This window comes from Mycolicibacterium anyangense (assembly GCF_010731855.1).
In the GTDB taxonomy this organism is placed as follows: domain Bacteria; phylum Actinomycetota; class Actinomycetes; order Mycobacteriales; family Mycobacteriaceae; genus Mycobacterium; species Mycobacterium anyangense.
The window spans coordinates 1,701,785-1,723,968 of record NZ_AP022620.1 but is presented as its reverse complement, the minus strand read 5'-3'; the positions used below and the strand labels follow the sequence as shown (position 1 = coordinate 1,723,968).

Genomic DNA, 22,184 nt, shown 5'->3' with positions numbered 1-22,184 from the left:
TGGCCCGCTCACACCTGGTTGGCCGCACCGACATGCGTCCCTACCCTTGGTCGTGTGGACGTCGAGCCGTCCGATGGTCAATCGGTTCCCGCCGGTGACGTCGAGCAACCTGCGCGGCAGGGACGAGGGCCGGCCGCGTGGCTGCACCACACCAACCACAATCCTGATGTCGTCGGCCTGATCCGTCGCGCACGCCGGGTATTGCCCGGCGACCCGGACTTCGGTGATCCGCTCTCGGCGGCGGGTGACGGCGGTGCCCGGGCCGCCGCGCGGGCGGCCGACCGCCTGCTGCGTGACCGCGATGCGGCCACCCGGGAGGTGAGTTTGGCCACGCTCCAGGTCTGGCAGGCGCTGACCGAACGAGTCTCGGGACGGCCCGCCAACCCCGAGGTGACGTTGGTCTTCACCGATCTCGTGGGCTTTTCCAGCTGGTCCCTGCAGGCCGGCGACGACGCCACCCTGCGGCTGCTGCGCCGGGTCGCCCAGGCGGCCGAACCACCCCTGCTCGACGCCGGCGGCCACATCGTCAAGCGGATGGGTGACGGCATGATGGCCGTGTTCCGGGACCCCGCGACCGCCGTTCGGGCGACGGTAGCGGCCCGCGAGGCGGTCCGAACGGTCGAGGTGGACGGCTATACGCCACGGATGCGGGCCGGAATCCACACCGGCCGTCCCCAGCGGATCGGGTCGGATTGGCTCGGTGTCGACGTCAACATCGCCGCGCGGGTGATGGAACGGGCTACCCGGGGCGGGCTGATCGTGTCCGAGAAGACCCTCGAGCGGGTGAGCCAGGACGATCTCGATGCTCTGGGTGCCACCGTCAAGCGGGTCCGGCGGCAGGTTTTCGGCGGACGTCCGCACGGGGTGCCGCCCGATCTGGCGATGTACCGGGTGCGGACCCGCAGGGATCTCCCAGTCGAGGACGACGCCGAGGATCTCGACGCGCAGGCATAGTGGATGTCGATGTTTCGTTCCGTATTGGCCCGGCTGGTGCGCGTCCGGGTGACGCTGGGCTACACCGCCGCCCTGGTTGCCGTGGCCGCCGCTCTGCTGGCGTTGGGCCCGCATGTCCGCGACCAGGTCATCCGGCACGCCAGTACCAATCTGCACAACCTGGGTGAGGGCCGTATCGGCACGCTGATCGGCAGCGCCTTCGTCAACGAGGCCGAGCCGATCTACGTCTGGCTACCCGGGCTGGTCGCCCTGCTCGCGGTGGCCGAACTCCTGCTGCGCAGCTGGCGCCTGGTGGTCGCGTTCGTGGTCGGCCATGTCGGCGCCACGTTGCTGGTCGCCGCGGGCCTGGCCGCCGCCGTCGGCGTGGGTGTGCTGTCGATGTCGGTCGTCAACGTCACCGATGTCGGGATGAGCTACGGAGCCATCGGGGTTCTCGGCGCGCTGACCGCCGCGATCCCGCGGCGTTGGCGCGCTGCCTGGACCGGCTGGTGGTTGGCGGTGGCCTTCGGCTCGGCGGCCGCCTCCGGTGGCGACTTCACCAACGTGGGGCATGCGGTGGCCCTTGTCCTGGGCATGGTGGTCGGCACCCGGTTCGGTCACCCCGCGCACTGGACCACCGCCCGCTACGGACTGCTGGCGATCGCCGTCTCGTTCGGCTTCATGATCCTGGCCTACACGCCGGCGCCCGTCGTCGTCATGGCCCTGCTCGGCACGGTCGGTGGTGTCGCCGCGCATTGGGGCGACCGTGCGCTGTGTGCTCGGCGGAATGCTCAGCGGAATTCGTCGGCGCTGGCCTCGATCCAGTCCGACAGCCATGCCTCGGGGGCGTCCTCCAGCAGTTCACCGGGCATCAGCCAGTCGTAGATCTCGGCGTAGGTGCGGGTGCGCTGACCTTCGATACGGCGGTTGAGCATCGAGGGTTCCAATTGGTGGAAGCCGTCGAGTCCCATCGACGCGACGATCTGGGCCGCACTGGCCACCGTGGCCTGCTGGAAATTGGCGACGCGGTCGATCTTGTCCGGGACGTAGAGAGCGCGGGCCAGTCCCTGATCCTGGGTGGCCACCCCGGTGGGGCAGCGATTGGTGTTGCACTTCATCGCCTGGATACAGCCCAGGGCGAACATCATGGCGCGCGCCGACAGGGTGAAGTCAGCTCCCTGACAGATGCGGGTCACGATGTCGACGCCGCTGGCCACCTTGCCCGACGCACCGACTTTGATGTGCGGGCGCAGGCCGGTGCCCACCAGGCTGTTGTGCACCAGCATCAGGCCCTCGGTCAGCGGCATGCCGACGTGGTCCTCGAACTCCTGCGGGGCCGCGCCGGTGCCGCCCTCGGCGCCGTCGACGATGACGAAATCGGGTGTGATCCCGGTCTTCAGCATGCCTTTGCAGATGGACAGGAACTCGGTGCGCGCTCCCACACACAGCTTGAACCCGACCGGTTTGCCGCCGGACAGGCTGCGCAAAGTCGCGATGAAGTGCATCAACTCGACGGGGTTGTGGAACGCGGTGTGAGCCGGCGGCGACACCACGGTCTGACCTGGCGGCACACCGCGCGTGGCGGCGATCTCGGCGCTCACCTTGGCGCCGGGCAGCACACCGCCGAGGCCGGGTTTGGCGCCCTGGGACAGCTTGATCGAGATGGCCTTGACCGACGGGAGTACCGCCTTCTCCTTGAACTTCGCCGCGTCGAAATGCCCGCCGGCGTCCCGGCAGCCGAAGTATCCGGAGCCGATCTCCCAGATCAGGTCGCCGCCGTGCTTGAGGTGATAGGGACTGATCGCGCCTTCACCGGTGTCGTGGGCGAACCCGCCGCGGGCCGCACCACCGTTGAGCGCTTCGATGGCGTTGCCGGACAGCGCGCCGAAACTCATCGCCGAGACGTTGAACAGCGCGATGTCGTAGGGGTGGGCGCAGTCCGGGCCACCGAGGCGCACCCGAGGGTTCAGGTCGGTGGCGGTCCGGGCGCGCAGGGAGTGCCGCAGGAACTCGTAGCCAAGGCCGTACACGTTGCGTTCGGTGCCGAACGGTTCGTCGCTCTTGATGCCCTTGGCCCGCTCGTAGACCAGGGTGCGGGTCTCCCGGTCGAACGGGCTGGCCTCGGTGTTGGACTCGATGAAGTACTGCCGGATTTCGGGACGCAGAAGTTCGGCCAGGAAGCGGGCATGGCCCAGGATCGGGAACGCCCGCAGGATCGTGTGCTTGGTCTGCACCAGGTCCCACGTACCCAGTGCGCCCAGCGCCGCCACGAGTACCGCGAGAATCCACCACCACGGGCTGACGGACAGGGCGAGCAGCGCCGCGGCCAGAGCCGCTACCCATACTGCTGCGACGGCGAGGGCTCTGAGCATCGGACTTCCTCGGGCAGTGCAAGCCGGCCGCCTCCGGCCGGCCGGGCGAAATGCCCGCGAAGCGTCATTGTGGCATCACCTATGATCGGCACTTGCGTCACACCCGTGCCGCGCCCAAGCCCGCTAGCCAAGGAGAGTCTCGCCGCGTGGGTGAGCAAGCCGCCGACCTGCTGTCCCAGGACTCGCTGACCGACGCCGTCAGCGCGGCCCGCCAGGCGTTCGGCCAGGCCGGCGATCTCGATGCGCTGGCGAAGGCCAAGACCGAACACCTGGGCGACCGCGCCCCGCTGGCCCTGGCCCGCCAGGCGCTGGCCACGCTACCCAAGACGGACCGCGCTGAGGCCGGCAAGCGCGTCAACGTCGCGCGCACCGAAGCCCAGAACAGCTATGACGACCGCCTGGCGGTGCTGCGCGCCGAGCGCGACGCGGCGGTCCTGGTGGCCGAATCCATCGACGTCACGCTGCCGTCCACCCGCCAGCCCATCGGCGCCCGCCACCCCATCACGATCCTCGCCGAGCACATCGCCGACACCTTCGTGGCCATGGGCTGGGAGCTGGCCGAGGGTCCCGAGGTCGAGACCGAGCAGTTCAACTTCGACGCGCTGAACTTTCCGCCCGACCATCCGGCCCGCAGCGAGTCCGACACCTTCCACATCGCGCCGGAAGGGTCGCGCCAACTACTGCGCACCCACACCTCGCCGGTTCAGGTGCGCACCCTGCTCGACCGGGAACTCCCCGTCTACATCGTCTCGATCGGGCGCACGTTCCGCACCGATGAGCTCGACTCCACCCATACCCCGGTGTTCCATCAGGTGGAGGGGCTTGCGGTGGACCGCGGACTGACGATGGCCCACCTGCGCGGCACCCTGGATGCGTTCGCGCGCTCGGAGTTCGGGCCCACCGCACGCACCCGGATGCGGCCGCACTTCTTCCCGTTCACCGAGCCGTCGGCCGAGGTCGACATCTGGTTCCCCAACAAGAAGGGCGGCCCGGGCTGGGTCGAATGGGGTGGTTGCGGCATGGTCAACCCGAATGTGTTGCGCGCCGCCGGGATCGACCCGCAGGAGTACTCCGGGTTCGCGTTCGGCATGGGGCTGGAACGAACTCTGCAGTTCCGCAACGGGATTCCCGACATGCGCGACATGGTCGAGGGTGACGTCCGGTTCTCGCTGCCATTCGGAGTCGGTGTCTGATGCGCCTTCCCTACAGCTGGTTGCGTGAGATCGTCCAGCGCGGCGCCCCGGGCTGGGATGTCGAGCCCCACGACCTGGAGCAGGCGTTGATCCGGGTCGGTCACGAGGTCGAGGACATCATCACCCTCGGGCCGGTGAGCGGGCCGCTGACGATGGGCCTCGTCACCGCGATCGAGGAACTGACCGAGTTCAAGAAGCCCATCCGGGCCTGCAAGGTGGATGTCGGCGAGGCCGATGATCGCGACATCGTTTGCGGGGCAACGAACTTCGCCGTAGGCGATCTCGTGGTGGTGGCGCTGCCGGGCACCACGCTTCCCGGTGATTTCCACATCGCCAGCCGCAAGACCTACGGCAGGTTGTCGGACGGCATGATCTGCTCGGCTGCCGAACTCGGCCTGGGCGCCGATCATTCGGGCATCATGGTGTTCCCGCCCGGGACGGCCGAACCCGGCGCTGACGGCGCCGCGGTGCTGGGCCTCGACGATGTGGTGTTCGACCTGGCCGTCACCCCGGACCGCGGCTACTGCATGTCGGTGCGCGGTATTGCCCGCGAGATCGCCTGCGCGTACGGCCTGGACTATGTCGACCCCGCCGATGTGCCGCCGCTGCCCGTCGAGGGGCCGGCCCTGCCGGTGACGATCGCCCCGGGTACCGGGGTCAGCCGGTTCGCGTTGCGACCGGTCACCGGAATTGACCCGAAGGCGTTGTCGCCGTGGTGGTTACGGCGCCGGCTGATGTTGTCAGGCATCCGGCCGATCTCGCCGGCAGTCGATGTCACCAACTACGTGATGCTCGAGCTGGGCCACCCGATGCACGCCCACGACAGCAGCCGCATCCACGGCGAGTTCGTGGTGCGTTTCGCCGAGCCGGGCGAGACGGTCGTCACCCTCGACGACGTCACCCGCACGCTGGACCCGGGTGACGTCCTCATCGTCGACGATGTGGCCACTGCCGCCATCGGCGGCGTGATGGGCGCGGGCACCACCGAGATCGACGACAACTCCACCGACGTGCTGCTGGAGGCGGCGGTCTGGGACCCGGCCGCGGTGTCGCGCACCATCCGGCGGCTGCACCTGGTCAGCGAGGCCGGCCGGCGCTACGAGCGGACGGTCGACCCAGCGATTTCGGTCGCGGCGGTGGACCGCTGCGCCGGCCTGCTGGCCGACATCGCCGGTGGCACCGTGCAACCCCGGCTGACCGACTGGCGCGGGGATCCGCCGCGACAGGACTGGTCGCCCGCGCCGGTACGGATGCGGTTCGACCTGCCCGACCGGATGGCCGGTGTCGAGTACGAGCCCGGTGCCGCGGTGAATCGGCTGACCCAGATCGGTGCCGACGTCGCCGAGGACGACGCGGATCCGGCGATCCTCGTGGTCACCCCGCCGAGCTGGCGACCGGACCTGGTGCAGTCCGCTGACCTGGTCGAGGAAGTGCTGCGGCTGGAAGGCCTGGACAAGATCCCGTCGGTGCTGCCCACCGCGCCTGCCGGCCGGGGACTGACCGCAACGCAGAAACGCCGCCGTGGTGTCGCCAAGTCGCTGGCGCTGTCGGGCTACGTCGAGGTGCTGCCCACGCCGTTCCTGCCCGCCGGCATCTTCGATGTGTGGGGGCTGGCTGGCGACGATCCTCGGCGGGCTACCACCTCGGTGCTCAACCCGCTGGAGGCCGAGCGCCCGCACCTGGCCACCACCTTGCTGCCGGCACTTCTGGAAGCGTTGTCGCGCAACGTTTCCCGTGGTTTCGCCGACGTGGCCCTGTTCGGTATCGCGCAGGTCGTCCAGCCGACACCGGTCACCGGTGCCGTCGAGCTGATCCCGACTCACCGCAGGCCCACCGACGAGGAGATCGCCGCACTCAACGCCTCGTTGCCCCATCAGCCACTGCACGTCGGTGCGGTGCTGACCGGTCTGCGCGAGCCGCGCGGCCCGTGGGGCCCCGGCAGGCCGGTGGAGGCCGCGGACGCCTTCGAGGCGGTCCGCATCATTGCCCGCGCCTGCGGTGTCGAGGTGACATTGCGGGCCGGCCAGCAGCTGCCGTGGCATCCGGGGCGGTGTGCCGAGGTGCTCGTCGACGGACATGTGGTCGGGTATGCCGGTCAGTTGCATCCCGCGGTGGTCGAGCGGTCCGGGTTGCCCAAGGGCACCTGTGCGGTCGAGCTGAACCTCGACCTGGTGCCGATCACCGAGACGCTGCCCGCGCCCCGGGTGTCGCCGTTCCCGGCGGTGTTCCAGGACGTAAGCCTGGTGGTCGGTGCCGACGTCGCCGCCCAGGCGGTGATCGATGCGGTCCGTGCCGGTGCCGGCGAGCTGCTGGAGGATGTCGCGCTGTTCGACGTCTACACCGGCCCGCAGATCGGGGAGGGCCGCAAGTCGCTCACCCTGGCGCTGCGGTTCCGGGCCACCGATCGCACCCTGACCGAGGATGAGGCCAGTGCGGCCCGCGATGCCGCGGTGGCGGCCGCTGCACAGCGCCTCGGCGCCGAACTGCGCGCCTGATCCGGGATTCGCCGAAACCCACGTTTGGGCGCAGGAGTGCGAGTGCGGAGCACCATATCGTCGATCTCGACGTGCGCGCCCGGAATGAATTTGCATTGGAATGCATAACCATGCAGAATCGCTGCATGACTTCGGTGGCTGTTGCCGGTGCCAGCGGTTATGCCGGTGGTGAGATCCTGCGTCTGCTGCTCGGCCACCCCGCCCTGGCCGACGGCCGACTGACCATCGGCGCGCTCACCGCGGCCGCCAGCGCCGGATCGTCGCTGTCCGAGCACCATCCGCACCTGCTGCCGCTGGCCGACCGGGTTCTACAGCCCACCGACACCGACCTGCTGGCCGGCCACGACGTGGTGTTCCTGGGGCTTCCGCACGGCAATTCCGCGGAGCTGGCCGAGCAGCTGGGCCCCGACACCGTGATCATCGACTGTGGCGCCGACTTCCGGCTCACCGACGCCGCCGCCTGGGAGCGGTTCTACGGTTCGCCCTATGCCGGCAGCTGGCCCTATGGCCTGCCGGAGCTGCCCGGCAACCGGGACCGGTTGCGCGGTGCCACCCGCATCGCGGTACCCGGCTGCTACCCGACGGCGGCGCTGCTGGCGCTGCTGCCCGCCGTGGCCGCCGACCTGGTCGAGCCGGCAGTCACCGTGGTCGCTGTCAGCGGCACCTCGGGAGCCGGCAAGTCCGCCAAGGTCGACCTGCTGGGCTCGGAAGTGATCGGCTCGGCCCGGGCCTACAACATCGCCGGTGTGCACCGGCACACCCCGGAGATCGCCCAGGGGCTGCGTGCGGTGACCGACCGGCCGGTGACGGTGTCGTTCACCCCCGTCCTGATCCCGACATCGCGGGGCATTCTTGCGACCTGCACCGCCCGCACCGCGGCGTCGGCCTCGGAGATCCGGGCGGCGTATGACAAGGCTTACAGTGCAGAGCCGTTCATCCACCTGCTGCCGGAGGGGCAACTGCCGCGCACCGGTTCGGTGATCGGCAGCAATGCCGCCCAACTGGCGGTGGCCGTCGACGCCGACGCCGGCGTGCTGGTGGCGGTGTGCGCCATCGACAACCTGGTGAAAGGCACCGCCGGGGCCGCGGTGCAGTCGATGAACTTGGCGTTGGGCTGGCCGGAGACGGAAGGACTGTCGATCGTGGGAGTGGCACCGTGAGCACGCTGTTGCGCACCCAGGGCGTGACCGCCCCGGCCGGCTTCCGCGCCACCGGGATCGCCGCAGGCATCAAGAAATCCGGCGCACTCGATCTGGCCCTGGTCTTCAACGAGGGACCGGACTACGCCGCCGCCGGGGTGTTCACCCGCAACCAGGTCAAGGCCGCCCCGGTGTTGTGGAGCCAGCAGGTGCTCACCACCGGCCGGCTGCGCGCGGTGCTGCTGAACTCCGGCGGTGCCAACGCGTGCACCGGTGCGCCCGGATTCCAGGACACCCACGCCACCGCCGAGGCCGTGGCCGCCGCACTGTCGGAATGGGGCACCGAGACCGGGCCGATCGAGGTCGCCGTCTGCTCGACCGGACTGATCGGCGACCGGCTGCCGATGGACAAGGTGCTGGCCGGCGTCACCGAGATCGTGCACGAACTCGGCGGCGGGCTCACCGGTGGTGAGGAGGCCGCCCGGGCCATCATGACCACCGACACGGTGCCCAAACAGGTTGCGCTGCATCATGCCCCGGGCTCGGGACAGAACTGGACCGTGGGCGGCATGGCCAAGGGTGCGGGCATGCTGGCCCCGTCGCTGGCCACCATGCTGGTGGTGCTCACCACCGACGCCGTGGCCGACCCGGCCGCGCTGGACACCGCCCTGCGTCGCGCCGCCGCCAAGACCTTCGACCGGCTCGACGTCGACGGCAGTTGCTCCACCAACGACACGGTGCTGCTGTTGGCCTCCGGTGCCAGCGAGATCGCGCCGAGTCAGGACGAACTCGACGATGCCGTGCTGAGGGTGTGTGCTGACCTGTGTGCGCAGCTGCAGGCCGATGCCGAGGGCGTGACCAAGCGGGTGGCGATCACCGTCACCGGCGCGCCGACCGAGGCCGACGCCGTCACCGCGGCCCGGGTGATCGCCCGCGACAGCCTGGTCAAGACCGCGCTGTTCGGTTCCGACCCGAACTGGGGCCGGGTGCTGGCGGCCGTCGGCATGGTGCCGTTCCCCATCGAACATCAGCGGATCACCGTGTCGTTCAACGGTTTCCCGGTGTGCGTCGAGGGTGCCGGCGCCCCCGGTGCCCGCGACGTGGACCTATCCGGACCCGACATCGATGTCACCGTCGACCTCAACCTCGGTGACGGGCGGGCAACCATCCGCACCACCGACCTGTCGCACGCCTACGTCGAAGAGAACTCGGCCTACAGCTCATGACCGTCAGCACTCAGACCAAGGCGGCGGTGCTCGCCGAGGCACTGCCGTGGCTCAAGGCGCTGCACGGCAAGATCGTCGTGGTCAAGTACGGCGGCAACGCCATGACCGACGATCTGCTCAAGGCCGCGTTCGCCGCCGACATGGTGTTCCTGCGCAATGTCGGGATCTACCCGGTCGTGGTTCACGGCGGCGGCCCGCAGATCTCGGCGATGCTCAAGAAGCTCGGCATTGCAGGCGATTTCAAGGGCGGCTTCCGGGTCACCACGCCGGAAGTGCTCGACGTCGCCCGCATGGTGCTCTTCGGTCAGGTCGGTCGCGAGCTGGTGAACCTGATCAACACCCACGGCCCCTACGCGGTCGGCCTGACCGGCGAGGACGCCCAGCTGTTCACTGCGGTGCGGCGCAGCGTCATCGTGGACGGGGTGGCCACCGACATCGGACTGGTCGGCGACGTCGACCGGGTCAACACCGCTGCGGTCATGGATCTCGTTGCGGCGGGACGTATTCCGGTGGTCTCGACGATCGCCCCGGATGCCGACGGAGTCGTGCACAACATCAATGCCGACACCGCCGCCGCGGCGCTGGCCGAGGCGCTGGGCGCCGAGAAGCTGTTGATGCTGACCGACGTCGAAGGCCTGTACACCCGCTGGCCCGACCGTGACTCGCTGGTCAGCAACATCGACACCGCGACATTGACGCAGCTGTTGCCCAGTCTGGAGTCCGGCATGGTGCCCAAGATCGAGGCGTGCCTGCGCGCCGTCGAGGGCGGGGTGCCCAGTGCACACGTCATCGACGGCCGCGTCGAGCACTGTGTGCTGGTGGAGCTGTTCACCGATGAGGGGACGGGGACGAAGGTGGTCAAGCCATGAGCGGCGACTCGGGGAATCAGCACAGCTTGTTGGACCGCTGGCAGGCGGTCATGATGAACAACTACGGCACCCCGCCGGTCGCGCTGGTCAGCGGTGACGGTGCCGTGGTCACCGACGAGAACGGCAAGATCTACGTGGACCTGCTGGCCGGGATCGCGGTCAACATCCTCGGGCATCGGCATCCGGCCGTCATCGACGCGGTCACCACCCAGCTCAACACGCTTGGCCACACCTCGAACCTGTACGCCACCGAACCCGGTGTCGCACTGGCTGAATCGCTGGTCGACCACCTCGGTGTGCCGGCGCGGGCGTTCTTCTGCAACTCCGGGGCCGAGGCCAACGAGATCGCGTTCAAACTCACCCGGCTGACCGGACGCACCAAGGTGGTTGCCGCCGAGAACGCCTTCCACGGCCGCACCATGGGCGCGCTGGCGCTCACCGGCCAGCCTGCCAAACAGGCGCCGTTCGAACCGCTTCCGGGCTTCGTCACCCACGTTCCCTACGGCGACGTCGAGGCGTTGGCGGCTGCCGTCGACGGCGACACCGCAGCAGTGTTCCTCGAACCGATCATGGGGGAGGGCGGTGTCGTCGTGCCCCCGGCCGGCTACCTCGTCGCGGCCCGCGAGATCACCAGCCGGCACGGCGCGCTGCTGGTGCTCGATGAGGTGCAGACAGGCGTGGGGCGTACTGGAGCGTTTTATGCCCACCAGCACGACGGGATCACCCCCGACGTCGTCACGCTGGCCAAGGGACTGGGTGGCGGGCTGCCGATCGGGGCGTGCCTGGCCATCGGCGCGGCCGCCGACCTGATGACACCGGGCTTGCACGGCAGCACCTTCGGCGGCAACCCGGTGTGCACTGCCGCCGCGCTGGCGGTGCTGCGGGTACTGGCGGCCGAGGATCTCATCGAGCGCGCCGACGTGCTGGGCAAGACACTGAGCCACGGCATCGAAGCGTTGGATCACCCGCTGATCGATCACGTGCGCGGCCGCGGACTGCTGCGTGGTGTGGTGCTGACTGCCCCGCAGGGCAAGCTCGTCGAGACCGCCGCCCGCGACGCGGGATTCCTGGTCAATGCCGCCGCACCCGATGTGATCCGGCTGGCCCCGCCGCTGATCATCACCGAGGCGCAGATCGACAGCTTCCTCTCCGCCCTGCCCGACATCCTCGAAAAGGCAGCACCATGAGCACACTTCGGCATTTCCTGCGCGACGACGACCTGTCACCGGCCGAGCAGGCCGAGGTGCTCGACCTCGCGGCAGCCCTGAAGAAGGAACCGCTGAGCCGGCGACCGCTGGAGGGCCCGCGCGGGGTCGCGGTGATCTTCGACAAGAACTCCACCCGCACCCGGTTCTCCTTCGAGATCGGGATCGCCCAGCTCGGCGGGCACGCGGTGGTGGTGGACGGGCGCGCCACCCAGCTCGGGCGCGAGGAAACCCTGGAGGACACCGGCCGGGTGCTCTCGCGCTACGTCGACGCCATCGTCTGGCGGACCTTCGCACAGAAGAGGTTGAACGCCATGGCGTCGGCGTCCACCGCACCGGTGGTCAACGCGCTGTCCGACGAGTTCCACCCCTGCCAGGTGCTCGCCGACCTGCAGACGCTGGCCGAGCGCAAGGGATCGCTGGACGGGCTGCGGATGACCTACTTCGGCGACGGCGCCAACAACATGGCGCACTCGCTGATGCTGGGCGGAGTCACCGCCGGGGTGCACGTGACCATCGCCGCGCCGGCCGGTTTCGAGCCCGACCCCCGGTTCGTGGCTGCCGCGCAGCAGCGCGGCGCCCAGACCGGTGCCACCGTCACGCTGACCTCCGATGCCACGGCGGCGGCCAAGGGCGCCGATGTGCTGGTCACCGACACCTGGACGTCGATGGGCCAGGAGAACGACGGCCTCGATCGCGTCGGCCCGTTCAAGCCGTTCCAGGTCAACGCCGAGCTGCTGTCCCATGCCGATTCCGAAGCCGTTGTGCTGCATTGCCTTCCGGCGCACCGTGGGTTCGAGATCACCGACGAGGTGATCGACGGGCCGCACAGTGCGGTCTGGGACGAGGCCGAGAACCGGTTGCATGCCCAAAAAGCACTACTGGTCTGGTTGCTGGACAAGCGATGACCACGGAAGTCAGCTCCACCCGCGCCGGCAGGCAGGCCAGGATCGTCGCGATCCTGTCCGCGCAGTCTGTGCACAGCCAAAGCGAGCTCGCCTCGCTGTTGGCCGACGAGGGGATCGAGGTCACCCAGGCCACCCTGTCGCGTGACCTCGAGGAGCTGGGCGCGGTCAAGTTGCGCGGCGCCGACGGTGGGGTCGGCGTGTATGTCGTGCCCGAGGACGGCAGTCCGGTGCGCGGGGTGTCGGGAGGCACCGAGCGGATGTCGCGACTGCTGGGTGAGCTGTTGGTGTCGACCGATGCCAGCGGTAATCTCGCCGTGCTGCGTACGCCGCCGGGAGCGGCGCACTACCTCGCCAGCGCGATCGACCGGGCAGCGCTGCCCGATGTCGTCGGCACCATTGCCGGCGACGACACCATCCTGGTGGTGGCCCGGGAGCCGTTGACCGGCGCCGAGCTGGCCACCAGGTTCGAGAACATCCGATAGAGCCCAGAAGTATCAGAGCCCAGTACAAAGGAGACACTTCATGTCCGAGCGCGTCATCTTGGCGTATTCCGGCGGTCTGGACACCTCGGTGGCCATCAGCTGGATCGGCAAGGAGACCGGCAAAGAGGTGGTGGCCGTGGCCATCGACCTCGGCCAGGGCGGCGAGGACATGGACGTCGTCCGTCAGCGCGCCCTGGACTGCGGTGCGGTCGAGGCAGTCGTGGTCGATGCCCGCGACGAGTTCGCCGAGCAGTACTGCCTGCCCGCCATCCAGTCCAACGCCCTGTACATGGACCGCTACCCGCTGGTATCGGCGCTGAGCCGCCCGTTGATCGTCAAGCACCTCGTCGAGGCGGCTCGTGAACACGGTGGCGGCATCGTCGCACACGGCTGCACCGGCAAGGGCAATGACCAGGTCCGCTTCGAGGTCGGTTTCGCCTCGCTGGCACCCCATCTGGAGGTGCTCGCCCCGGTCCGCGACTACGCCTGGACCCGGGAGAAGGCCATCGCGTTCGCTGAGGAGAACGCGATCCCGATCAACGTCACCAAGCGCTCGCCGTTCTCGATCGACCAGAACGTGTGGGGCCGCGCGGTGGAGACCGGGTTCCTCGAGCACCTGTGGAATGCGCCGACCAAGGACGTCTACGACTACACCGAGGATCCGACGCTCAACTGGAACACCCCCGATGAGGTGATCGTCGGATTCGAGCAAGGTGTGCCGGTGTCGATCGACGGCAACCCGGTGACCGTGTTGGAGGCCATCGTCGAGCTCAATCGCCGTGCCGGAGCTCAGGGCGTCGGCCGCCTGGACGTGGTGGAGGACCGGCTCGTCGGCATCAAGAGCCGCGAAATCTACGAAGCCCCTGGTGCCATGGTGCTGATCACCGCCCACACCGAACTCGAACACGTCACCCTGGAACGCGAGCTCGGCCGGTTCAAGCGCGGCACCGACCGCAAGTGGGGCGAGCTGGTGTACGACGGCCTGTGGTTCTCGCCGCTCAAGCGCTCGCTCGAGGCCTTCGTCGCCGACACGCAGAAGCACGTCACCGGCGAGATCCGGATGGTGCTGCACGGCGGGCACATCGCCGTCAACGGCCGCCGCAGCCCGACCTCGCTGTACGACTTCAACCTGGCCACCTACGACGAGGGCGACACCTTCGACCAGTCGTCGGCCAAGGGCTTCGTGCACGTGCATGGTCTGTCGTCGAAGATCGCTGCCCGCCGGGACCTGGCCGGCAATCAGCCGTGAGCACCAACGAAGGGTCGTTGTGGGGCGGGCGATTCGCCGATGGGCCGTCGCCCGCACTGGCGGCGCTGAGTAAGTCCACCCACTTCGACTGGGTGCTGGCCCCCTACGACATCGCCGCCTCCAAGGCGCACGCCAAGGTGCTTCACCGCGCCGGTCTGCTGACCGACGAGCAGCGCGACGGTCTGTTGGCGGGCCTGGACAGCCTGGGCGCCGACGTCGCCGACGGCAGTTTCGCCCCGCTGGTCACCGACGAGGATGTGCACGGCGCGCTGGAGCGTGGCCTGATCGACCGGGTCGGCGCTGACCTCGGGGGTCGGCTCCGGGCCGGCCGGTCCCGCAACGATCAGGTGGCCACCCTGTTCCGAATGTGGTTGCGCGACGCCATGGGTCGGGTTGCCGCCGGTGCGCTGGAGGTGGTGTCGGCGCTGGCCACCCAGGCCGCCGCGCACCCCACCGCGATCATGCCCGGCAAGACCCACCTGCAGGCCGCCCAGCCGGTGCTGCTGGCCCACCACCTGCTCGCCCATGCGCACCCGCTGCTGCGCGACGTGGACCGCATCGTCGACTTCGACCGGCGCACCGCGGTGTCGCCCTACGGGTCGGGAGCGCTGGCCGGCTCGTCACTGGGCCTGGATCCCGACGCGATCGCCGAGGAGCTGGGATTCGCTGCGGCGAGCGATAATTCGATCGACGCCACCGCCTCCCGGGACTTCGCCGCCGAGGCCGGCTTCGTGCTCGCCATGATCGGTGTCGACCTTTCCCGGCTGGCCGAGGACATCATCCTCTGGAGCACAACCGAATTCGGCTACGTCACGCTGCACGACTCGTGGTCGACCGGCAGTTCGATCATGCCGCAGAAGAAGAACCCGGACATCGCTGAACTTGCGCGCGGCAAGGCCGGGCGGCTGATCGGTAACCTGACCGGCCTGCTGGCCACCCTCAAGGCGCAGCCGCTGGCTTACAATCGCGACCTGCAGGAGGACAAGGAGCCGGTCTTCGACTCCGTTGCCCAGCTCGAACTGGTGCTACCCGCCATGGCCGGCCTGGTCGCTACCCTGACCTTCGACGAAGAGCGGATGGCCGCGCTGGCCCCGGCCGGCTATACGTTGGCCACCGACATCGCCGAATGGCTTGTTCGCCAAGGTGTTCCGTTCCGGGTGGCGCATGAGGCCGCGGGTGCGGCGGTACGCACCGCCGAGGGCCGCGGGGTGGGTCTCGACGAGCTCACCGACGACGAGCTGGCCCAGATCAGCGACGCGCTGACCCCGCAGGTGCGCGAGGTCCTGACCGTGGACGGATCGGTGTCCTCCCGTGACGCCCGCGGTGGCACAGCGCCGGTGCAGGTGGCCAAGCAGCTCGCCGTTGTGCGCGAGACCGCGGACAGGTTGCGGCTGCGGCTGCGGTGAGCACCACCGGGTCGAGCGGGGGATACCGGCTCTTTGCGCAACGCCAGTTCCGCGAATTGTGGTCGGCCAACCTGCTGGTCAACTTCGGCTTGGTCATCCTGCTGCTCGGCGCGGCCTGGGTGATGCTGTCGCTGACCACCAACCCACTGCTGGTGAGCATGGTCCAGACGGCAACCAGCCTGCCGTTCCTGCTGCTCGTGATACCGGCCGGGATCATGTCCGACCGCTTCGGCCACCGGCGGCTGCTGCTGGGTGCACACACCTGGATGCTGCTGGCGACGGCCGGCCTGGCCGGCCTGACGTTCGGGGGACTGCTCGGCGCCGGCTCGTTGCTGGCAGGGCTGTTCCTCATCGGGATCGGACTGGTGTTCCAGCAGGCGGCGTGGAAACCCTTCCTGCACGACCTGCTGCCTGCCGACCAGCTGGTCGCCGCGATCTCCTTCAACACGTTGAGCAACAAGCTCGCTCAGGTCGCCGGTCCGTTGCTGGGCGGTGTTCTGGTCGGTTTCAAGGGTGCGGTGGTGGTGTTCGGTACCCGGATGCTGTCGCATGTCGTGATGATGGCCGCCGTCGGCCGGGTGCCGAGATCCGACCGGCCGACGACGACCGGCTCGTTCGGGGAGGCGCTGGCGTCGTTCATCGACGGGTGGCGGTTGCTCCGTGCGTCGCGACCCTTGTACGGCGCGCTGATCCGGCTGGCCGTCTTCATGCTGCCCTGCTCGGGCATGGTCGCGTTGCTGCCGTTGGAGGCCCGCGAGAACATCCAGACCGAGGTGATCGGCTACGGCGGGCTACTGACCGCGCTCGCTGTGGGGACGGTGTCGGCGGTGTCGTCGATGCCCTGGATGCAGGAACGGGCACGGATGGCCACCTTGAGTTCGGCTGCGCTGGTGGGGTTCTCGCTTGCCGTCCTCGGCATCAGCCGATGGGACAGCATGCTGCTCGACGCGTCCTTTCTGCTGATCGCCGGATTCTGCTGGGGCATCCTGACGGTGGCTCACCAGTGGGCGGTGCAGACGGCTGCACCGGATGACAGTCGCGGCTTGATGACGTCCTTCTACACGCTGACCCTGCAGGGCTCGTTGGCGGTCGGCAGTGTCGGGTTCGGGTTGCTCGCCACCTGGGCCGGCGTCAGCACGACGATCCTGGTCTGCGGTCTGGTCGCCGCATCGGGGCTGCTGCTGGTGCCGCTGTTCCCGTTGTCCGACGCAGCCGGGCGCCGGCCCTGAGGGGCCAGAGCTATTCGATCAGCTCGGACAGCTCCAGCCAGCGGGCCTCCTTCTCGGTGACCTCGTCTTCCAGTGCGCGCAGTTCCTGGGTCAGCCGGCCGAGCCCGACATGGTCGGACTGGTCGTGTTCGGCCAGTTCGACGTGCTTGGCGTTGACCCGGTCCGACAACTTGCCCAACGAACGGTCCAGGGCGGCGATTTCCTTTTCCACCGAACGCAATTCGGCCCCCGACAGCGCGGTGGTCGCCGGCGGACCGGCAGGCGCCGACCCGGTCGGCTCGCCGCTGCGCCGGCGAGCGGCGATCCGCAGGTATTCGTCCACCCCGCCGGGCAGGTGACGCAGGTGGCCGTCGATCACCGCGTATTGCTGATCGGTGACACGCTCCAGCAGATAGCGGTCATGGGAGACCACGATCAGGGTGCCCGGCCACGAGTCGAGGAGATCTTCGGTGGCCGAGAGCATGTCGATGTCGACATCGTTGGTCGGCTCGTCGAGGACCAGTACGTTGGGTTCCTCGAGCAACACCAGCATCAGCTGCAGGCGCCGGCGCTGACCGCCGGACAGCTCGCCCACCCGCGACGAGAGCTGATCGCGGCGAAAACCCAAGCGCTCCAACAACTGTGTGGGGGTGATGTCCTTCCCGTCCACCTGATAGTCCGTCTTGAGCCGGCCGACCACATCGCGCACCAGGTCACCGGCGATCTCGACCAGCTGGCTGGACTGCTGATCGAGGATGGCCAGCCGAACGGTCTTTCCGCGCTTGACCCGGCCGGTGTCCGGGGTGAGGGTCCCCGCGATCAAACCCAACAGGGTGGACTTGCCGGCGCCGTTGGCGCCGAGGATTCCGGTGCGCTCGCCGGGCGCGATACGCCACTCCACGTCGCGCAGCACGGGCTTGTCGCCGAACGACACCGAGACGTCGAGGAGGTCGACGACGTCCTTGCCCAGCCGCGCGGTCGCCAGTTTGGCCAACTCGACCCCGTTGCGGATCGGCGGTACGTCCTCGATCAGCTGGTTGGCGGCGTCGATGCGGAACTTCGGCTTGGAGGTCCGTGCGGGTGCGCCGCGCCGCAGCCACGCGAGTTCCTTGCGCATCAGGTTCTGACGCTTGGCCTCGCTGGCTGCCGCGATCCGGTCGCGTTCGACCCGCTGCAGGACGTAGGCGGCGTACCCGCCGTCGAAGGGCTCGACGATCCCGTCATGCACCTCCCAGGTGGTGGTGGCGACCTCGTCGAGGAACCAGCGGTCGTGGGTGACCAGCAGCAGACCGCCGGCACTACGGGGCCAGCGGTTCTTCAGATGCCCGGCCAGCCAGGTGATGCCCTCGACGTCGAGGTGGTTGGTCGGTTCGTCGAGCGCGATCACATCCCAGTCGCCGATCAACAGGGCGGCCAGCTGGACCCGGCGGCGCTGTCCACCGGACAGCGACCCGGCCGGTGTCTGCCAGTCGATATCGGAGACCAGTCCGTCCACGACGTCACGCACCCGGGCGTTGCCCGCCCACTCGTGCTCGGCCTGCTCGCCGACCAGTGCGGTCCCGACCGTGGTCGCCGGGTCGAGCGTGTCGGCCTGGTCCAGGGCGGCCACCCGCACCCCGCCGCGGCGTGTTACCCGACCGGAATCCGGGGTGATCCGGCCGGTCAGCATGCCCATCAGACTGGACTTTCCGTCCCCGTTACGGCCCACGATTCCGACCCGGTCGCCTTCGTTGACGCCGACGGTCACGGACTCGAAGACCACCTGAGTCGGATACTCGAGATGAAGGGCTTCGGCCCCTAGCAGGTGTGCCACCGCAACGACCCTATAGGTGAGACGAAAGTGGCAGGAGGCACACCTGCGCTGTGCCATGATGTGCAGGCTGTCGGGGGCCGCATGCAGCAGAGATGGTGGACAGGGGAGCAGTTCGTGGATCTGAACTTGTCGGCGGTCACCAGGCCTGTCGAACGTCTGATGGCGACCGCCCAGAACGGCTTTGAGGTATTGCGCTGGGGCGGACTGGAAACCGGTGTGGTGCCCTCGCCGTTCCAGATCGTCGAGAGCAAGCCGATGTACAAGCTGCGGCGCTACTTCCCGCCGGATGCCCGGCCTGGCCAGCCGCCCGCGGGACCACCGGTGCTGATGGTCCACCCGATGATGATGTCGGCCAACATGTGGGACGTCACCCAGGAGGACGGCGCGGTCGGCATCCTGCATGCCGCAGGTATCGATCCGTGGGTGATCGACTTCGGGTCACCCGACGAAGTCGAGGGCGGGATGGAACGCACCCTGACCGACCACATCGTCGCGCTCAACGAGGCGATCGACGCCGTCAAGGAGGCCACCGGCCAGAGCGTGCACCTGGCCGGCTACTCCCAAGGCGGCATGTTCTGCTACCAGACCGCGGCCTACCGGCAGAGCAAGGACATCGCCAGCATCGTGGCGTTCGGCTCACCGGTGGACACCCTGGCTGCGCTGCCCATGGGTATCCCGCCCAACTTGGGTGCGGTGGCCGCCGACTTCATGGCCGATCACGTGTTCAACCGAATCGACATCCCGGGATGGTTGGCGCGCACCGGGTTTCAGATGCTCGATCCGCTCAAGACCGCCAAGGCCCGCATCGATTTCGTGCGCCAGCTCCACGACCGCGAGGCACTGCTGCCCCGAGAACAGCAGCGCCGGTTCCTCGACAGCGAGGGCTGGATCGCGTGGTCGGGTCCGGCGGTGTCCGAACTGCTCAAGCAGTTCATCGCCCACAACCGGATGATGACCGGCGGCTTCGTCATCAACGAGCAGTTGGTGACGCTGTCCGACATCACCTGTCCGGTGCTGGCCTTCGTCGGCGAGGTCGACGACATCGGGCAGCCCGCCTCGGTGCGCGGGATCAAGCGCGCGGCGCCCGGTGCCGATGTGTACGAGGTGATGATCCGGGCCGGCCACTTCGGCCTGGTGGTCGGTTCGAAAGCCGCCACCGCGACCTGGCCGACGGTGGCCGACTGGGTGTTGTGGCTCGCGGGGCGCGACGCTCGACCGGCCGCCATCTCACCCATGCCGGACAGCACTGCCGAACCGGAGGACTCCGGGGTGGCGCTGAGTTCACGGATCATGCACGGCGTCGCCGAGGCTTCCGGCCTGGCGGCATCCCTGGTGCGCGGTGTCGCCGATGCCGTCGTCACCACCAACAAGTCGATGCGCACGCTGGCCGTCGAAACCGCCCGCACCCTGCCGCGACTGGTGCGACTCGGCCAGATCAACGACCACACCCGCATCTCGCTGGGCCGCATCATCGACGAACAGGCCGATGGCGCGCCCAACGGTGAGTTCCTGCTGTTCGACGGGCGGGTGCACACCTACCAGGCGGTCAACCGGCGGATCAACAACGTGGTGCGCGGCCTGATCGCGGTCGGGGTGCGCCAGGGTGTCCGCGTCGGCGTCTTGATGGATACCCGACCGTCGGCGCTCGTCGCGATCGCCGCCCTGTCGCGGCTGGGCGCCGTGGCCGTGCTGATGCCGCCGGACGCCGACCTCGCCGAGGCGGTCCGCCTCGGTGGGGTCACCGAGGTGATCACCGACCCGGGCACCCTCGAGGTCGCCCGCACGCTACCGGTGCAGATCCTGGTGCTCGGCGGTGGCGAGACCCGCGACCTCAACCTGCCGCAGGACAGCGGTGTGATCGACATGGAGAAGATCGACCCCGACGCCGTGTCGCTTCCGGGCTGGTACCGGCCCAACCCGGGGTTCGCCCGCGACCTGGCCTTCGTCGCGTTCAGCACCGTCGGCGGTGGATTGGTACCCAAGCAGATCACCAACTATCGCTGGGCGCTCTCCGCGTTCGGCACCGCGTCGGCGGCCGCGCTGGGCCGCAGCGACACCGTCTATTGCCTGACACCGCTGCATCACCAGTCGGGCCTGCTGGTCAGCCTCGGCGGCGCTGTGGTCGGCGGCGCCCGCATCGCCCTGTCCCGCGGTCTGCAGCCTGACCGGTTCTCCGCCGAGATCCGCCAGTACGGCGTGACGGTGGTGTCCTACACCTGGGCGATGCTGCGGGAGGTCCTCGATGGCATAGTTGAGCCCGGCCTGTTCTCTCGCGGCAACCACCCTGTCCGGTTGTTCATCGGCTCGGGCATGCCGACCGGGCTGTGGCAGCGGGTCATCGACGCGTTCACGCCGGCCAACATCGTCGAGTTCTTCGCCACCACCGATGGGCAGGCGGTGCTGGCCAACGTCGCCGGCGCCAAGGTCGGGAGCAAGGGCCGCCCGCTGCCCGGCGGCGGTGAGGTGGAGCTGGCCGCCTACGACGCCGACGACGACCTGATCCTCGAAGGTGACCGCGGTTTCGTGAAGGTCGCCGAACCCAACCAGGTGGGGTTGCTGCTGGCCAAGCCGCGCGGCCCGATCGATCCCACCGCCTCGGTCAAGCGCAGTGTCTTCGCCCCCAGTGACACCTGGATATCCACCGAGTACGTGTTCCGCCGTGACGCCGACGGCGACTACTGGCTGCTCGGGAATCGCAATCTGCTGATCCGCACCCGCCGCGGTGTGGTGTTCCCCGAGCCGTGCACCGAGGCCGTCAGCCGCATCCCGGCAGTGGATCTGGCGGCGACCTACGGTGTCGACGCGCCGGACGGCACCCTGGCGGTCACCGCGCTCGCGTTGCGGCCCGGAGCCAGTGTGACCGCCGCCGACCTCACCGAGGCGGTGACGGGTATGCCCGTCGGACTGGCCCCCGACATCATCCACGTGGTGGCGGAACTGCCGCTGACCGCGACCTACCGGCCGACGGTGACACCGCTGCGCAAGGCCGGAATCCCCAAGGCGACCCGTAACAGCTGGCTGCTGGACGCCGATACGGGGAAGTACAAGCGGCTCACGGCCGCGGCACGGGCGCAGCTGGCGGGTACCCAGAGCTGAGCTTCTGCCCAGCTCGTGCCGCACTGTTAGGCTCGCCGGGAGTCTCAGATCGCCACGCGTCGGAGGAATGCATGACAACCCAGACAGTTTCACGTCACTGGCGTCGCGCCGCCCGCGGCACGGCGATCGGTGCCCTGACAGCTGGGCTGCTTGTCGGCGTGGGCACCCAGCAGGCGCTGGCTGATCCGAGCACCGCACCGGCCACCCCGACGACGTCGGCGACAGCGGATGCCAACGGCGTCCCGCAGTTCCAGAGCGCCGACGAGATGCTGCTCTTCATCGACCAGAACTACGACCAGGGCGCCGGCGGCGGCCAGCTGTCCAACCTGATCAAGTCGGTGATGAAGTTGCGGGCACAGGGCATCAAGCCGTCGAAGAGCAATATCGCCGAGATCCAGAACGCGCTGCAGTACCGCCCGAATCAGAAACCGCTGATCGAGGCGCTTCAGGACACCTTGGGCTACCAGCAGAAGATCCTGGCTCAGATGCAGCTGCTGCAGCAGGCGCAGCAGCGTCAGCAGAACAATGCCGTGATGGGTGCCGGCCAGATGCCGTCGGACGGCAGTCCGAACATCCCGGGCCAGTAGTGG

The 22,184-nt window shown here is 68.9% G+C and carries 17 protein-coding genes; 15 read left to right on the top strand and 2 right to left on the bottom strand.

Annotation, left to right across the window (positions count from 1 at the left end):
* The first annotated feature begins 54 nt into the window (after positions 1 to 54).
* Positions 55 to 954, top strand: coding sequence for an adenylate/guanylate cyclase domain-containing protein (locus G6N35_RS08155; RefSeq protein ID WP_163803800.1), 900 nt, complete (start codon positions 55 to 57; stop codon positions 952 to 954).
* Positions 955 to 963: 9 nt separating this feature from the next.
* The gene (locus tag G6N35_RS08150; RefSeq protein ID WP_179967330.1) at positions 964 to 1,818 is read left to right on the top strand and encodes a rhomboid-like protein; all 855 of its coding nucleotides are present in this window, start codon (positions 964 to 966) and stop codon (positions 1,816 to 1,818) included.
* Here G6N35_RS08150 and G6N35_RS08145 read toward each other — a convergent pair.
* Positions 1,725 to 3,305 carry an FMN-binding glutamate synthase family protein gene (locus tag G6N35_RS08145; protein ID WP_163803799.1) on the bottom strand — a complete coding sequence of 527 codons (1,581 nt, stop codon included), beginning with the start codon at positions 3,303 to 3,305 and terminating at the stop codon, positions 1,725 to 1,727. The genes G6N35_RS08150 and G6N35_RS08145 overlap by 94 nt on opposite strands.
* 146 nt (positions 3,306 to 3,451) lie before the next feature.
* Here G6N35_RS08145 and pheS point away from each other — a divergent pair, with 146 nt between their 5' ends.
* From pheS to G6N35_RS08090, 11 genes are all read left to right on the top strand, one after another.
* Positions 3,452 to 4,498, top strand: coding sequence for a phenylalanine--tRNA ligase subunit alpha (gene pheS, locus G6N35_RS08140; protein WP_163803798.1), 1,047 nt, complete (start codon positions 3,452 to 3,454; stop codon positions 4,496 to 4,498).
* The gene (pheT, locus tag G6N35_RS08135; RefSeq protein ID WP_163803797.1) at positions 4,498 to 6,993 is read left to right on the top strand and encodes a phenylalanine--tRNA ligase subunit beta; all 2,496 of its coding nucleotides are present in this window, start codon (positions 4,498 to 4,500) and stop codon (positions 6,991 to 6,993) included. Before pheS ends, pheT begins: the two co-directional genes overlap by 1 nt.
* 110 nt (positions 6,994 to 7,103) lie before the next feature.
* Positions 7,104 to 8,153, top strand: a complete 1,050-nt coding sequence (argC, locus tag G6N35_RS08130) for an N-acetyl-gamma-glutamyl-phosphate reductase (protein WP_197748410.1) — start codon at positions 7,104 to 7,106, stop codon at positions 8,151 to 8,153.
* Positions 8,150 to 9,358: a bifunctional glutamate N-acetyltransferase/amino-acid acetyltransferase ArgJ gene (gene argJ / locus G6N35_RS08125; protein WP_163803795.1), complete on the top strand. Its 1,209-nt coding sequence runs from the start codon at positions 8,150 to 8,152 to the stop codon at positions 9,356 to 9,358. Before argC ends, argJ begins: the two co-directional genes overlap by 4 nt.
* Positions 9,355 to 10,227: an acetylglutamate kinase gene (argB, locus tag G6N35_RS08120; RefSeq protein ID WP_163803794.1), complete on the top strand. Its 873-nt coding sequence runs from the start codon at positions 9,355 to 9,357 to the stop codon at positions 10,225 to 10,227. Before argJ ends, argB begins: the two co-directional genes overlap by 4 nt.
* Positions 10,224 to 11,414, top strand: coding sequence for an acetylornithine transaminase (locus tag G6N35_RS08115; protein WP_163803793.1), 1,191 nt, complete (start codon positions 10,224 to 10,226; stop codon positions 11,412 to 11,414). Before argB ends, G6N35_RS08115 begins: the two co-directional genes overlap by 4 nt.
* Positions 11,411 to 12,340 (top strand): ornithine carbamoyltransferase, encoded by a 930-nt coding sequence (gene argF / locus G6N35_RS08110; protein ID WP_163803792.1) that lies wholly within the window; start codon positions 11,411 to 11,413, stop codon positions 12,338 to 12,340. Before G6N35_RS08115 ends, argF begins: the two co-directional genes overlap by 4 nt.
* Positions 12,337 to 12,822, top strand: a complete 486-nt coding sequence (locus G6N35_RS08105) for an arginine repressor (protein WP_163803791.1) — start codon at positions 12,337 to 12,339, stop codon at positions 12,820 to 12,822. Before argF ends, G6N35_RS08105 begins: the two co-directional genes overlap by 4 nt.
* A 40-nt stretch (positions 12,823 to 12,862) precedes the next feature.
* A complete protein-coding gene (locus tag G6N35_RS08100; protein ID WP_163803790.1) occupies positions 12,863 to 14,071 on the top strand; it encodes an argininosuccinate synthase in 1,209 nt (402 codons plus the stop codon).
* The gene (argH, locus tag G6N35_RS08095) at positions 14,068 to 15,477 is read left to right on the top strand and encodes an argininosuccinate lyase (RefSeq protein WP_163803789.1); all 1,410 of its coding nucleotides are present in this window, start codon (positions 14,068 to 14,070) and stop codon (positions 15,475 to 15,477) included. Before G6N35_RS08100 ends, argH begins: the two co-directional genes overlap by 4 nt.
* Positions 15,474 to 16,706, top strand: coding sequence for an MFS transporter (locus G6N35_RS08090; RefSeq protein ID WP_163803788.1), 1,233 nt, complete (start codon positions 15,474 to 15,476; stop codon positions 16,704 to 16,706). The genes argH and G6N35_RS08090 overlap by 4 nt, the downstream gene beginning before the upstream one ends.
* Before the next feature lie 10 nt (positions 16,707 to 16,716).
* On the opposite strand, the gene G6N35_RS08085 is transcribed toward G6N35_RS08090, so the two are convergent.
* Positions 16,717 to 18,498: an ABC-F family ATP-binding cassette domain-containing protein gene (locus tag G6N35_RS08085; protein WP_163803787.1), complete on the bottom strand. Its 1,782-nt coding sequence runs from the start codon at positions 18,496 to 18,498 to the stop codon at positions 16,717 to 16,719.
* Positions 18,499 to 18,612: 114 nt separating this feature from the next.
* Between G6N35_RS08085 and G6N35_RS08080 the strand changes: the two genes are divergently transcribed.
* Complete coding sequence (locus G6N35_RS08080) at positions 18,613 to 21,594, top strand: acyl-CoA synthetase (protein ID WP_407664518.1); 2,982 nt, start codon at positions 18,613 to 18,615, stop codon at positions 21,592 to 21,594.
* A 71-nt stretch (positions 21,595 to 21,665) separates the two neighbouring features.
* Positions 21,666 to 22,181, top strand: a complete 516-nt coding sequence (locus tag G6N35_RS08075; protein ID WP_163803785.1) for a hypothetical protein — start codon at positions 21,666 to 21,668, stop codon at positions 22,179 to 22,181.
* Positions 22,182 to 22,184: the final 3 nt, after the last annotated feature.